The organism is Leucobacter soli, from assembly GCF_042659205.1.
Lineage (GTDB): Bacteria > Actinomycetota > Actinomycetes > Actinomycetales > Microbacteriaceae > Leucobacter > Leucobacter soli.
In genome coordinates this window covers 1-14,019 of record NZ_JBHSRW010000048.1, presented here as the reverse complement: position 1 = coordinate 14,019, position 14,019 = coordinate 1, and the positions used below count along the sequence as shown (strand labels likewise).

Annotated in this window: 12 protein-coding genes and 2 pseudogenes; 4 read left to right on the top strand and 10 right to left on the bottom strand. The window is 66.5% G+C overall.

Annotated elements, in window-relative coordinates; translation table 11 throughout:
• From ACFPZL_RS05105 to ACFPZL_RS05075, 7 genes and pseudogenes are all read right to left on the bottom strand, one after another.
• A pseudogene (locus ACFPZL_RS05105) lies at positions 1-374 on the bottom strand (hypothetical protein); the annotation flags it as partial.
• A gap of 358 nt (positions 375-732) precedes the next feature.
• On the bottom strand, positions 733-1,563 hold the full coding sequence (locus ACFPZL_RS05100; RefSeq protein ID WP_218114729.1) for an ABC transporter permease: 831 nt from the start codon (positions 1,561-1,563) through the stop codon (positions 733-735).
• Entirely contained in the window at positions 1,560-2,429 is an 870-nt protein-coding gene (locus ACFPZL_RS05095) for an ABC transporter permease (RefSeq protein WP_218114728.1), read from the bottom strand. Before ACFPZL_RS05095 ends, ACFPZL_RS05100 begins: the two co-directional genes overlap by 4 nt.
• Positions 2,430-2,437: 8 nt before the next feature.
• Positions 2,438-3,607, bottom strand: coding sequence for a polyamine ABC transporter substrate-binding protein (locus ACFPZL_RS05090; protein ID WP_218114727.1), 1,170 nt, complete (start codon positions 3,605-3,607; stop codon positions 2,438-2,440).
• Positions 3,604-4,728 (bottom strand): ABC transporter ATP-binding protein, encoded by a 1,125-nt coding sequence (locus ACFPZL_RS05085; protein WP_218114726.1) that lies wholly within the window; start codon positions 4,726-4,728, stop codon positions 3,604-3,606. The genes ACFPZL_RS05090 and ACFPZL_RS05085 overlap by 4 nt, the downstream gene beginning before the upstream one ends.
• 25 nt (positions 4,729-4,753) lie before the next feature.
• Positions 4,754-5,992: a M24 family metallopeptidase gene (locus ACFPZL_RS05080; RefSeq protein ID WP_218114725.1), complete on the bottom strand. Its 1,239-nt coding sequence runs from the start codon at positions 5,990-5,992 to the stop codon at positions 4,754-4,756.
• Between the two features lie 31 nt (positions 5,993-6,023).
• Positions 6,024-7,670, bottom strand: coding sequence for an amidohydrolase (locus ACFPZL_RS05075; RefSeq protein ID WP_218114724.1), 1,647 nt, complete (start codon positions 7,668-7,670; stop codon positions 6,024-6,026).
• Positions 7,671-7,893: 223 nt separating this feature from the next.
• On the opposite strand from ACFPZL_RS05075, the gene ACFPZL_RS05070 reads away from it, so the two are divergent.
• Positions 7,894-8,574, top strand: a complete 681-nt coding sequence (locus ACFPZL_RS05070) for a TetR/AcrR family transcriptional regulator (protein WP_218114723.1) — start codon at positions 7,894-7,896, stop codon at positions 8,572-8,574.
• Between the two features lie 98 nt (positions 8,575-8,672).
• Here the strand turns inward: ACFPZL_RS05070 and ACFPZL_RS05065 are convergent.
• A pseudogene (locus ACFPZL_RS05065) lies at positions 8,673-9,239 on the bottom strand (ISL3 family transposase); the annotation flags it as partial.
• 45 nt (positions 9,240-9,284) lie between these two features.
• On the opposite strand from ACFPZL_RS05065, the gene ACFPZL_RS05060 reads away from it, so the two are divergent.
• The 3 genes from ACFPZL_RS05060 to ACFPZL_RS05050 all read left to right on the top strand — a co-directional run bounded on the left by ACFPZL_RS05060 (position 9,285) and on the right by ACFPZL_RS05050 (position 11,605).
• Entirely contained in the window at positions 9,285-9,599 is a 315-nt protein-coding gene (locus ACFPZL_RS05060) for a transposase (protein ID WP_218114721.1), read from the top strand.
• Between the two features lie 226 nt (positions 9,600-9,825).
• Positions 9,826-10,827 carry an IS481 family transposase gene (locus ACFPZL_RS05055; RefSeq protein WP_218114720.1) on the top strand — a complete coding sequence of 334 codons (1,002 nt, stop codon included), beginning with the start codon at positions 9,826-9,828 and terminating at the stop codon, positions 10,825-10,827.
• Positions 10,724-11,605: an IS3 family transposase gene (locus tag ACFPZL_RS05050; RefSeq protein ID WP_328798012.1), complete on the top strand. Its 882-nt coding sequence runs from the start codon at positions 10,724-10,726 to the stop codon at positions 11,603-11,605. Before ACFPZL_RS05055 ends, ACFPZL_RS05050 begins: the two co-directional genes overlap by 104 nt.
• Before the next feature lie 297 nt (positions 11,606-11,902).
• Here ACFPZL_RS05050 and ACFPZL_RS05045 read toward each other — a convergent pair whose 3' ends face one another.
• Positions 11,903-12,679 (bottom strand): siderophore-interacting protein, encoded by a 777-nt coding sequence (locus tag ACFPZL_RS05045; protein ID WP_328798011.1) that lies wholly within the window; start codon positions 12,677-12,679, stop codon positions 11,903-11,905.
• 334 nt (positions 12,680-13,013) lie between these two features.
• Positions 13,014-14,019 (bottom strand): MMPL family transporter (locus ACFPZL_RS05040; RefSeq protein WP_382334810.1); only part of this gene is annotated, 1,006 nt, incomplete at its 5' end.

The window sequence follows — 14,019 nt, the reverse complement described above, 5'->3', positions numbered from 1 at the left end:
AAGAGATCGGCCGTGCCTTCCGGGTCGCCCTCCGCGATGCGGTGCAGCAGGTAGATGCGCCAGAGCAGACCGGCGAGCGAGTGCGGGCCGGCGCTCGCCCAGAGTTCTGTGATGTCGTCGATGCCGGGGCCTGCGGCGAGGCGGACGACGCGGTCGACGATCTCGGGGTCGGCGCCGGATCCTGCATCGGCCGCAACCGGGTCTCCCGCGCCCGCGCCGCCCGGAACGGCACGCGCCGTGCCCCGCACGCGGTCCAGGAGCGCCCACGAGGTCTCCTGCGCGAGACGGTGGGCGGCGCCGGGCTCATCGGAACCGATGATCCAGTCGAACGTCGCCGTGGGCTGCAGCACGGGGCGCTGGTGTTCGCGCGGCATGCGGCCACCCCCTTCCGGCTCCGGACCTGTGCTCCCGGTCCTTCCGAGGCCTCGCGCCCCAGCGAGGCGAGTCTACCGCCGACTCCGTTCGGCCCCGTGCAGGGAGCATGGTGCGAAGCACGGTAGATTAGCGGGTGGAACTGTAGCTCAGTTGGCCGAGCATCTGGCCCGTCTCCCGCCTATTCGCCGCGGCAGACGGATCGGACGGGTGCGCGAGCCGGCCGGATCGCTTCAGATGTTCCTCGAGAGCTGCGCGGTTCTCGAATCTTCAGCTCGGCCCCCTTCGATCGTCAGCGTTCACCGTCACGATGAAGACGGCGGCGCGGTGGATGCCACGGAACCCGTGACACGGGCGACCTCAGTCGCCCTGGGCGGCACCCGTCATCTGCTTGACGATGCCGCGCCGCAGGGCGACGACGAACCCAATCACGCCCAGCAGCAGTGCAGCGGCGATCATGATCGTTCCGATCGCATTGATCTCAGGGGTCACGCCCAGCCGGAGCATGCCGTAGATGTAGACCGGCAACGGCGAGATGTCGACACCCGACGCGAAGAACGAAACCACGAAATCGTCGAACGAGAGCAGGAAGGCGAGTGCGAACGCCACGATAGCGGCCGGTGCGATCTGCGGAAGGATCACCAGCCTGACGACGCCGAACAGGGTCGCCCCCAGATCTCGCGCCGCCTCCTCGACGTCGGGCCGCAGCGTCTCGAGCCTCGCGCGCACCACGAAGGCGACGTAGGCGATGCAGAAGGTGACGTGCCCCACGATGATCGTCACGGGAGAAAGCGTGAGACCGGCCGTCGAGAACAACAGCAGGAGCGAGACGCCGAGTGCGATCTCTGGAGTGACGAAGACGAGGCCGAGAAGCCCCCCGGGCACCGCGGCTTCGGCGCGCCGCAACCGCGACAGGGCGAGAGCGAGGGCCGTACCGACGAATGTCGCGATCACTGCGACGACGAACGCTACCCATGTGCTCAGCCACAGCGACTCGAGCAGCGACTCGTTCGCGAACAGCGACTCGTACCACCGCACGCTCCAGGTGGTGAACGATCCGATAGACCTGCCCTCGTTGAACGAGAAAATCACCACGAACACGATGGGAGCGAGCTGGAACGCGAGGACGAGGGCCGTGACGACGGGCAGCACGACCGCTCTGCGCTGCCAGCTGGGGCGTTCGTTGTTCATGCCGCGTACCTCCTACGAAGCCGGTCGCTCAGCCAGGTGAACGTGCCGAGCACGACCATGACGATGACGAGCACGAAGATGCTCGCGGCAGCGCCGAGCGGGAGCGCACCGACGCCGCTGAACTGATCCTGGATGAAATTGCCGATCAGGTACTGATCCGGGCCGCCGAGGATCCTCGCCGTCGCGAAATCGCCGAATGACAAGAGGAACACCAGAGTCGCCCCCGAGATAACCCCGGGCAGCGAGGCCGGAAGGACCACTCGCAGGAACGCATCGGTGCCCGTGCCGTAGAGGTCGCGGCAGGCTTCGACCAGCCGCGTGTCGACGCCCTCGATCGCCACGTAGATCGGCAGCGTCATGAACGGCAGCAGTGCGTATACGAGACCGACGATGACGGCGAACGGCGTGCCCAGAAGCTGCACCTGCTGCTGCGCGTCGATGAGGCCCGTGCCCCTCAGCACCGAGACGATCACCCCCTCCGAGCTCAGCAGCTGCAGCAGTGCGTAGATGCGGATCAGGTAGTCGACGAGCCACGGCAGCATCAGCAGCAGCAGCAAGAGGTTCTTGGCTCTGCCGCCGTACCTCGACACCGTGTACGCGACGGCGTATCCAAGCACCAGGCAGACGCCGACGATCGTCAGCGCGTAGATGAGCGTGCGCCCGAGGATCGGCAGCACATGCGGCTGGAACAGCTGTCCGAACGACGTCAACGACCACGAACCGAGCAGCGGTCTCCCAACGATGTCGGTCTGCGACAGCGCGATGGCCAGCATCAGGACCAGCGGGCCGACGAAGAGGACCAGCAGCCACACCGCCCCCGGCCAGGAGAGCGCTCGCCAGAACCAGCTCGATCGTGATCGTTCCATCGTCTTCCTTATCCAGCCTTCGCCTGGCTCCAGGTCTGACGCCATAGCGGCAGCGCCTCGTCGGAGACCGGCGCGACCCACTGCTCCGAATCGGCGAAGATCGCTTCGTCGATGCCAATCCACGGCACATCGGCGATGAGCTCGTTGTAGGTCGCCATGCCCGTCGTCGTCGGGATCGGATACGCGATCCAGTTGACGACCTGCTCCATGTTCTCGGGCGCGAGCACCCAGTCGATGAACTTCACTGCGGTGCCCGTGTGCTCCGCGGTCGCGGGGATCACCAGGTTGTCGGCGTTGAACAGCGCACTCTCGGTGTTGTTCTGGAACGACCACTGCTCGGCGTTGTCGAGACTCTGCAGCGCCATGAACAGATTGGCCGCGTAGATCGGCGTCAGCCAGGCCTGGCCCGAGGTGATCATCTCTTCGGAGATCCCCGACCAGCCACCCAGGTTCGGCCTGAGCTCCTTGATCGCCGCGAGCGCCTCATCGAGTTCGGCCTGCCCCGCATCCTGCGGGGCATGACCGATCGCCCGCAGCACCAGCGACAGCGTCAGCGTCATGTCGTCCCACAAGTAGAGGTGCCCGCTTGCCGCATCGGCCTGGGTCCACAGGTCGTTGAGGCTCCCCGTCATGCCGGTGATGATGTCGTTTCGCCAGGCCAGGCCGACCGAACCGGTCGCGTACGGAGTCCCCACGAAGGGCGCGATGAACTCGTTCGCCGCGTCATCACCGGGGTTGTAAGGCGGTACCACGAACTGGGGCAGCACCTCGCCATAGTTCTCGAGCAGGTCGTGGTCGAGCCGCTGGATCAGCCCGCCCTCAGCCATCAGCTTGATGCGCTCGCTCGGAGCGAACGTCAGGTCGTAGGGCTGATTCGTCGCGAGCTTCGTCATCATCTCGTCGACAGTCGAGAAGTTGGTGATGTTCACCTTGACGCCGTACTCCTTCTCGAAGCCGGCGATCACTTCGTCGGGAACGTATTGCGCCCATGAGAACAGGTTGAGGTCGCCGTCGATCTCGGCCGAGGTCACCTCGGCGCCCGACGGGGTCGAGCCGCCGTTCGAATTGGTCGGCGCGCAGGCCGCGAGCGAGGCCGCGGCCCCGATCCCGATCATGCCGAGGAATCCTCGTCGGCTCTGCTGACCGAACGAACGGCCGGTGGGGGGCATGACGGTCATGATGCTCCTTCAATGGTTGGTGAGGTTGCCAGTACAGCGGTGGTCGCCGGATCCCACGAGACGTTCACGCGGTCTCCGGGGAGGAAGCGATCGCCTTCGACGATCGCGGCGCTCGGTGCCGTGGCGCCGAGCTTCGTACCATCGGACAGCAGAAGTCGCCAATGGCAGACGGAGCCGAGGAACTCAAACTCGGTGACGACCGCGGGGACGCCGAAGCCGTGGCGCGACTCTGTCCCCGGCGCGGTGAGTACGAGCCGTTCCGCGCGAAGCACGAGTTGGAGCGCGCGACCCGCTGAGGCGGCGGGCCCGGCGGGCACGCGCGTGCCGTCGGGCAGGGCGAGCAGACCCGTCTCTCCCTCGGAAACCGTCGCATCGAGCAGCGCGGAGTTGCCGAGAAAGTTCGCGACGAACGCCGTCTGCGGGCGCTCGTACAGCTCGGTCGGAGACGCGAGCTGCTCGACGCGCCCGAGATTCATCACGGCAGCCCGATCGGAGAGCGCCATCGCCTCGTTCTGATCGTGCGTGACGAAGACGAAGGTGATGCCGACCTCTCGTTGAATCCGCTTGAGTTCGCTCTGCATGGTCTGCCGCAGCTTGAGATCGAGCGCGGCAAGGGGCTCGTCGAGCAGCAGCGCGCGCGGCCGGTTGACGAGCGCCCTGGCCAGTGCCACTCGCTGCTGCTGCCCGCCGGAGAGCTCGCGGGGCTTCTGGTGCTCCTTGCCCGCCAGCTCGACGAGGTCGACGATCTCGGCGACGCGGCTGACGATCTCGGCCTTCGGCAGCTTGCGCCGCTTCAGCCCGAATGCGATGTTCTCGGCCACGCTCAAGTGGGCGAAGAGCGCGTACTGCTGGAACACCAGGTTCACATCGCGCTTGTTCGGGGGCGTCGTCGTGACATTGCTCCCGTGCAGCAGAATACTGCCCGACGTGAGGGTCTCGAACCCCGCGATCGAGCGCAGCAACGTCGTCTTGCCGCACCCGGAGGGCCCGAGGATCGAGAAGAACTCCCCTTCGCCGATCGCGAGATCGACCGCGTCGATGGCAGGGCGATCAGACCCTTTGTACGTCTTCGTCGCGGCGACCGCCTCGATGGCGGGGCCGCTGGCGCGAATGGTGCTCATCTGCTCTCCTGGTGCCGGGCTCGGTTCAGACGGGAACGACGGTGACGCCGTGCGGCAGCGAGGACAGGGTGCGCGTTCCGCTCTCCTGGTAGACGACGGTGTCGATCATGATGAAGTTCACCACGCTCTCGAAGTTGGTGACGGTGTCTGCAAGGAACACTCCCTCGACGTCCTCTTCACCGATCGTGTACTGGAACTCTCCCACCCAGTCCGGCGGAAAGCTGAGCCCGAGCTCGTACCCGCCGGTCCAATTGTGGAGCCCCCACGTGCCGGCGTCTTCGTAGTATTCCTTCAGCACACGGTTCGTCTCGCGGATGGGCGTGCCGACGCGCGCAGTCTGGCACAGCAACTCGTATGCACCGGCCTGGATCGCGCTGATCTCGAGCGCCTCCTCGGGAGCCTCGCCGACGAAGAACGTTGCGGCGACGTTCGCGTGGTAATGATTGTAGACTCCGCAGGGATCCACCCAGACGTAGTCCCCCCGCTTGATCTCTCGGCGCGTCGAGAAGGCATGACCCTGCTCGATGGGGCCCACCACCACCGACTCGTGCAGCGCCGCGGGTTCTCCCCCCGCGGCGACCATGCCGCGCAGCATCTCGCTCCAGACCTCGAGTTCGGTCATGCCGGGCTGCAGCACGTCGCGCACGGCGATCAGGCCGGCATCGCAGATCGCGGCGGCCTTCTCGATGTACTGCAGCTCCTGCGCGGACTTCACACGCCGAAGAGCCCGCACCGGGAGGCTGACGTCGACGATCTCGCAGCCCGCCTCTCTGAGCCTCGCCTCGAAGCGCCCCCCGACGTAGCGGTTGGGGATGTAGCTCCACTGCTCGACGCCGACACGACCGTTGAGCCAGCCCTCGCTCCGAAGCTCGCCGACGATGAAGTCCAGCGCCTCCTCGACATCGCGCTCCGGGTAGATGCGCGCATCGGTGACGACCGAGTGCATCTCGATCATCTCTTCATGCCCGTTCGTCTCGAACAGCACGAGCCGGTCGCTGTCGTGACGCAGCACCAGGGTCTGGAGCGCGGGCCAGTCGGAGGGCGACTGGCCCTTGTTCCACCTGAGCGCGTGACCGCACAGCCAGGCGATCGCCTCGGGCGACGAGATCAGGAGCAGATCGACCTGCTGCTCGGCCATCAGGGCGCGGGCCTTGTTCTGGCGCTCGCGGTACTCCTCGGTCGTGAAGTGGAGCTCCTTCGGTCTGGCGAGCATCGCATCGAGTTCGGCGCGGATGTATGCGGCGTAGCGCGGGTCGGGGGACATTTCTGTGTGCTCCGTTCGAGAGTGGGGATGGTTATTCTCGGGCGCCGCCGACGAAGGTCTCGCGCGCTTGCGCACGCCAGATGTCTTCGGGCCGGCAGGCCAGCAGATCGGTGTCGAGGGCGACCAGGTCGGCGGTTGCGCCGGGTTCGATCGACCCCGTCGCGTCGAAGCGCGTCGCCCATGAGCTGCCCGCGGTGTAGGCCTCGATCGCCCGCGCAACCGGGATCGCCTGGTCTCCGAGCGGCGGGCCGTCGGTCACCCCGGGCTCGCGACGGTTGACCGCGACGTGGATGCCGAGGATCGGGTTCGGGCTCGACACCGGCCAGTCGCTGCCGCCGATCAGCCTGGCACCGGCGCGCAGCAGGTCGCCGAACGGGTACTGCTGCCGTACCAGCAGGGGCGCCAGGAAGGGCAGCGTCAGCTCGTCCACCTGCGCCGAGTGCGCAGCCCAGAGCGGCTGCATGTTGGCCCCGGCACCGAGCAGGGCGAAGCGGGCGATGTCGGCCGGGTGCACCATCTGGATGTGGGCGAGGTGATGGCGCGCATCGCGGATGCCGTTGACCTCGCGCGCATGCTCGATCGCGTCGAGGGACTGCCGAACCGCTCGATCCCCGAGCGCGTGGAAGTGCAGCTGGAACCCGCGGGAGTCGAGGGCGACGGCGTATTCCTTCAGCAGCTCAGGGTCGACGAAGTCGATCCCGAGGTTGTCGGTGCGATTCCCGCAGCGGTCGAGATACGGTTCGGTCACCGATGCCGTGAAGTTCTCGGCGACGCCGTCGGCCATGATCTTGATCGCCTCGCAGGCGAACCGGTCGGGGCTGGCGAGCGCCCTCGCCCGCTCCTGCCGCTCGACATGCCCGACGATCTGCTCGGCGCCGATGCCGCGCTCCCACCACAACGCACCGGAGACTCGGATGCGGAGCGCCTCGTCGGCGACCAGCCGCTCGTAGACCGGAAAGGAGTCGGGCAGCCCGAACGCCTCGCCGACCCACGCGTCTTGGATGGCGGTGACACCGAACCGCAGCAACTCCTGCTGGGCGCGCAGGAACCCGCGGTACATGAGCTCTGTGGACACGGGTGGGCGCACGCGCTCGATCAGGCTTGCCGCGCCTTCGTGGAGCGTGCCGCTCGGCGTCCCGTCGGGGTCGCGCTCGATCCGCCCGTCAGCGGGATCGGGCGTGGCGGCCGTCACGCCCGCGAGCTCCAACGCCCGCGAGTTGACCCATACGCCGTGGTGATCCTTGTTGTACAGAGCGACGGGCCGTTCGCGCACCACCGCGTCGAGCGCTTCGCGACGCGGGGTGCCACCGGGGAACGCACCCATCTCCCACCCGCCGCCGACGATCCACTCCTCGTCCGGATGAGCCGCTGCGTAGGCGGCGACGATATCGAGGCAGGCATCTGCGGCCGCCGCGTCGGCGAGGTCGCACTGCAGCATCTCCACCCCGGCGACGAAGGGGTGCACATGGGCGTCTTGAAACCCAGGGATCAGCATGCCGCCGTCGAGCTCCACGATCTCGGTGCCGGCCCCGACGAAAGCCTCGATGTCGCTGTCGCGCCCCACAGCGAGAACCTGCCCGCCACCGACAGCCACCGATCTGCGGCTGCTCAGCTCAGGATCGTCGGCCGCGGTGAAGACAGTTCCTGAGCGGAAGACCAGGTCGGCGTTCGCCAGCATTCTCACTCCATTCTCGACTCACGGCGACGAGGCAGCTGTCGATGCCGCTCCGTGCCGGTACTCAAATACTCTCTTGAAATCTCATGCCTGTCAACATTGTTGACTGAATTGTTGTTTGGCCGAATCACTGATGTAACGATGTTCGGACTCGGCGTCGAGCCGAACCGCATCGAACGCGCGAATCAGGCATACTCGAATACGGCGCACCGATGTGGAGGGACCCATGAGCACACTGCAGCAACGGCGACGGACGGCACCGGGAACCCTCGACACCCGGGTCATTATCGCCGCCGGGCTGCGACTCGCCCGCGGGGCGGACGCGCCTGCGCTGCGCATCCGAGACCTCGGGCGCGCGCTCGGCGTCGACCCTAGCGCGGTCTACCGGCACTTCCGGAACAAGGACGAACTGCAGCGCGCGCTGCTTGATGAACTGCTGCGCGAGGTCATCGACTCGACGACCATCGTTCCCGAGGAGGATTGGAAGGGCGCGCTCCGAGAACAGGCTCGAATCGTGCTCCGGGTGTTCGGCACCTACCCGATGATCGGTGCGCTCGCCGCGACGCTGCTCACGCGCGGCCCGGCCGAGGTCGACATTACCGAACTGCATCTCAGAGGGTTTCGCGCCGCAGGCCTCGAGGGCGACATCCTGATCCAGCACTTCGGCGCCTATGAAAGCCTGCTCTACTCGATGGCGGCGGCCATCGCCGCGGTGCGCTCATCGAACCGGGAGGCAGAGCCCGAGGATATCCTCTGGTTCGACCGCACGCTCGACGTTACGCCACAGTCGCACCCGCTCACCGCCGAGTACCGGGTTCCGATCCTCACCTTCGGCTACCACTCGCTGTGCCTGAGCAGCGTCGACTTGATTCTCGACTCCGCCGAGCGGGGGGCCGCAGGCGACTGAGCAGCGGGACCCTCGGCAGGAGCCGCCCGTCCGGGCACACCTGGGCGTCGAAGTGCCCCCACCAGGACTTGAACCCGGGACCTACTGATTAAAAGGGCTCATCGGAATTGAGGGTGTAGACGTTGCCTGAATCCGCCGGCCTCGAGTAACGATCTCGCGATGTAGTGGGCCAGGTTCCTAAACCCGAGCGCCGAGCCGCGGAGGTGTTCGAGGCGGCCATTGATCGCTTCGGTCGGCCCGTTCGAGGTCCCCGGGTGATCGAAGTACGCCAGGATGTCTACCCGGCGACGGTCGAGCGTGTACGCGAGCTTGCGGAGCTCAACGAACCAGGTCGGCGTCGTCGTTTTCAGCACGTCGATGAGCTCGCGCAGCCGCTTCCGCGCGAGCCCGCCGTATTTCTCACGGTAGGCCGCGACGACCTGCTGATAGACCCGCCACGCTCGCCACACATCCGCGTGTTGCGGGTCAGCGAACACCCCTTCGAGCTTCGCTTGCTGTTTCTCGGTCAGGAACGCTTCCCCGGTGCGCAGGACCCGGCGCACTTGGTAGAGCGGATCGCCACGTCTCCCGCGATGCCCGAGGGTTTCCTGCTGGACTCGCTGCCTGACTCGGTCGAGCATGTCGCCGGCGAGCTGGACGACGTGGAAGGGATCCATCACCTTGAATTGGCCTGGTTTGAGTTCCGATCTTTATACAAGGATGGAACTACGATGCCAAGCAAATACGACCCTGAGCTTCGTCAGCGTGCGCTCCGCATGCTCGCTGAGGCTCGCCCTGAGCATGAGTCACTGACGGCCGCTTGCCGACACGTCGGCGGCCTCCTGGGAGTGAGCCCTGAGACACTGCGAGTGTGGCAGCGCCGCTACGACATCGATACCGGTGTGAAGCTCGGCGTCACGAGCGATATGACTGAAGAGAACCGACGCCTGCGACGCGAGAATGCCGAGCTGAAGAAGGCCAACGAAGTTCTTAAAGCTGCGAGCGTGTTTTTCGCGAAGGAACTCGACCGGCCACGTACGAAATGATCAGATTCATCGACGAGTATCGTGATCGTTTCGGGGTCGAGTTCCTCTGCCGTGCACTCAGGACGGCGGTTCGTGGGTTCCTCACCTCGCGTGGTTATCGGGCTGCGAAACAGCGGACGTCCTCAGCTAGGTGTAGTTCCTCGGGACGTTGTGAACGCTCGAGATAGATGAAGACCTCCGGAAGGATGGGGTTTATCACAACTCTCACCCTCACCCGGAGGTCTTCATGTCTCACGCTAACGCACCCCTCACCCCAATCGGTAGAACTCGCCTCGCCGCATTGATCGTTGACCAAGGATGGCCAGTTCGGCGCGCTGCGGAACGATTTCAAGTCTCACCCGCAACGGCATCGAAATGGGCAGCAAGGTATCGCGCCGGTGAGCCCTTGACCGATCGTTCGTCGCGCCCGCATCATTCACCCGCGAGGCTGTCGAAGCGGCGCGAGCATCGCATCATTAGTCTCCGCTTCACCCGCCGCTGGGGCCCACACCGGATCAGTTATCACCTGGGTATCCCGCGGTCCACGATCGAGCGCGTGATCACACGCTACCGAATGCCTCTCCTCGCACATCTCGATCAAGCGACCGGCCTGCCAGTCCGACAACCTCGGCCCATTCGCTACGAGAAACAGGCTCCGGGTGAGTTGGTGCATGTGGACATTAAGAAGCTCGGCCGTATCCCTGATGGCGGAGGATGGCGAGTTCATGGGCGAGGGTCAGATCAGCAACGGCGCACGTTGCGAGTCACGAATCGAGCAGCGCGTGCAGGCGGGAAACCTTCGCGCGGCTACGTGTACCTCCATCACGCCGTCGATGACCATTCACGCCTCGCGTATTCAGAGATCCTCGCTGACGAGAAGAAGGAGAGCGCAGCCTCGTTCTGGGCGCGAGCCCGCGCGTTCTTCACCGACGCCGGAGTGACTATCACCGGAGTGATGACAGACACCGGGCCCTGCTATCGGTCGCACGCGTTTGCGGAAGCGCTGGGACCGAGCGTGAAGCACCGATTCACTCGCCCCTACCGGCCGCAAACCAACGGAAAGGTGGAGCGTTTCAATCGCACCCTCGCGCAGGAATGGGCGTACGCGGTCGCTTATGAAAGCGAAGAAGCCAGGGCCGAAAGTTATGGCACCTGGCTTCATCACTACAATCATCATCGACCCCATACCGGGATCGGCGGGCTCACTCCCTCAGATCGTGTTCACAACCTCACTGGGAACTACAGCTAGGCAACTGCGCGATGAACTCATCGTGCCGGAGATCCAGCAGCTCCACGCGAGGCATTATGGCGTGTACGGGCGACGGAAGATGCACGCCCTGCTCCGGCGTGAGGGGTGGGAGATCGGCCGCGACCAGACCGAACGCCTCATGAAGCTCGCCGGCGTGCGCGGGGTGCGGAAATCAAAGCGAGTGTTCACCACGCGCTCCGACAAAGCGGTGGCACTGCCTGCCGATCTGGTCAACCGGAGATTCGTCGCTGATGGGCCCCGCAAGCTCTGGGTGTGCGACGTGACCTACGTGGCGACGTGGTCTGGGTTCGCCTATGTCGCGTTCGTCACCGACGTGTACTCGCGCAGGATCGTGGGCTGGAACGTTGCTGCGACGCTGAAGTCAGAGATTCTGCCGATGCAGGCACTGGACATGGCGGCATGGCAGTCGGGCGGCCGGCTCGATGGGCTCATCCATCACGCTGATCACGGGTCGAACTACACCGCCATGGTCTATACCGACCGTATCCAAGAACTTGGTGCGGTGCCCTCGACCGGAACTGTCGGCGACAGTTTCGACAACGCGATGGCTGAGGCGGTCAACAATCTCTACAAGACCGAGCTGATTCGTCAGCAGGGCCCGTGGCGGACGGTCGAGCAGGTCGAGCTCGCGACCCTCGAATGGGTGTGGTGGTGGAACCAGGAACGCCTCCACGGAGAGCTCGACATGCGTACTCCGATCGAGGTCGAACAGACGTACTACGCTGAGACCCAGACGCTTCTGTCACCGACCGGCTGACAGGAAAACCGGTCGGAACAAGAACCAGGCCAATTCACAGCACGAGATCGTCGAGGCGGTACGGGATCGTCTGTCGAAGACGTACAGCGCGGACGATCCCGTACTGTCTCGTTCCTGCGTGCGTGCCTGCGCACGTGCGGTGCGGTGCGCGAGATGCTTGGAACGGGAGCCCACGCCCGCGCGATCACGGGCTACAGGCCAGAAAGAATGGATGGGGCTGGGGGTGTTCAGCCCCTCCCGGGTGCGCCGCGCCCGGCGACCGGGGATCGCATCGCAGATCCCCTCGTCGCAGATCCCCTAGATCTGCCCGATCTGCTCGCGCTTCTCGGCCTGGAACGTGTCCTCCTTGCGGCCGTGCGCCCAGTAGGCCGAGAGCGACAGCTGCTCCCGGTCGAGCCCCCGCTCATCGGTCAGGTAGGGGCGGAGCGACTTCATCGCCCCGCGCTCGCCGTGCGCGAAGACCTGCACGCGCCCGTCCTGCCAGTCGACCGCCCGCACGGCGTCCGCGAGGAGGGTCGTGGTCCCCGCCTCCCGCCCGTCGCGGTGCAGCCACTCGATCCGGATCCCGTCGGGTGCTGTCAACTCGAGATGATCGGCATCGCCGTCGACCTCGAGCAGCGCGACGCCCCGAGTATCGGGCCGCATCGCCTCCAGCGCCGAGGCGATCGCCGGAAGCGCCGAGTCGTCGCCGGCAAGCAGATGCCAGTCCGCCTCGGGATCCGGCGCGTAGCCGCCGCCGATGCCGCCGAGCACGACGGGGGCGCCAGGCACCGCTCCGTCCGCCCACGGGCCCGCGACGCCCTCGTCGCCGTGCACCACGAAGTCGATCCAGATGCGACCGTTCGCGAGATCGAAGCGGCGGATCGTGTAGGTCCGCCGCGAGGGCAGGAGTTCGACCGGCAGCTCCTGCCGGAGCGCGTCGAGGTCGTAGGGCGGCACGAGGTCGGTGCCGGGGTGGGCGAAGAGCATCTTGGTGTAGGCGTCGGTACGGCCGTTGTCCTCGACCGCGGAGATGCCGGGGCCGCCCGCGACGATGCGCACCATGCGCGGCGACAGCTGGATGCGTTCGAGCACCTCCAGGACGATCTGGGGGCGCTGCGGACGCGCGGGGCGCTGGGGGGTTGCAGGACTACTCTCAGTGGGCCGGGACATGGTGCTCTGGATCCGCCTTTCGATTCGCAGCTTCGGAGCCCGGGCGGGTCGTCCCGCCGATCGGCACTCCAGGAAGGATATCCGGGGGCGCCGGGCGGGTACCGGCTAGCGCACTGCGAGCACCGCTCCGAGGTCGTCGGAGGTGACCGTGCAGCTCGATCCGTCCGCCAATGGAATAGGAATCCCGTTGCGGAACCACGTGTGGCTCGCAGCGCTCGCGCCTTCGGGCATCTCCACCTGAGCGCGCAGCAGCCGATCAGCCGGGCTCGGCCGCGCCGGGCTCGCGCCGCCCCAGCTTCGACGGCCACCACACCGCCGGGCCGATGTCGTACATGAGCGCCGGCACCAGCAGGGCCCGGACCAGGAACGTGTCGAGCAGCACGCCGAACGCGACGATGAACGCGATCTGCACGAGGAAGAGGATCGGCAGTACCGAGAGCGCGGCGAAGGTCGCCGCGAGCACGAGCCCTGCGGAGGTGATGACGCCGCCGGTGACCGAGAGGCCGCGGATGATGCCGGCACGGGTGCCGTGCGCCTTCGACTCCTCCCGCACCCGCGTGGCGAGGAAGATGTTGTAGTCGATCCCCAGGGCGACGAGGAACACGAAGCCGAACAGCGGGACGGCGGGATCCGCCCCCGGGAACTCGAAGACGCCGTTGAACACGAGCGCGGACACCCCGAGCGCCGTGCCGAAGGAGAGCACGGTGGTCAGGATGAGCAGCACCGGGGCGAGGATCGAGCGCAGGAGCAGCATCAGGATCAGGAGGATCACCGCGAGCACGACGGGGATGATCAGCGTGCGATCGTGGATCGAGGCGTCGTTCGTGTCGATCGCCGTGGCGGTGACGCCGCCCACCAGCGCATCCGCGCCGTCGCCGGCGAAGACCGTCCGCAGATCGCGGACCGTCGCCTGGGCCGCCTCGGAGTCCGCCGCGTCCGTGAGCGTGCCCTGCAGCATCACCCGGCCTTCGATCACGGTCGGCTCGGGCGCCGGGGTCCCGGGCGGGCCGGCGGCGACGATACCGTCCGCCGTCACGGATCCAGCTCCCGAGGGCGCATCGGCGCTCAGCACCGAAACGCCGTCGATCCCGTCGCTGCTCAGCAGCGTGTCGGCGACCGCCTGCAGTTCCGCCTCGGGCGCCAGCACGTGGACGGGGCTGCCCGATCCACCTGGGAAGTGCTCGCCGAGGGCCTGCTGCCCGTCCCGCGCCTCCGACGCGCCGAGCACGAGCTCGGACTGCGCGACTCCGTGCGCCTGGAGC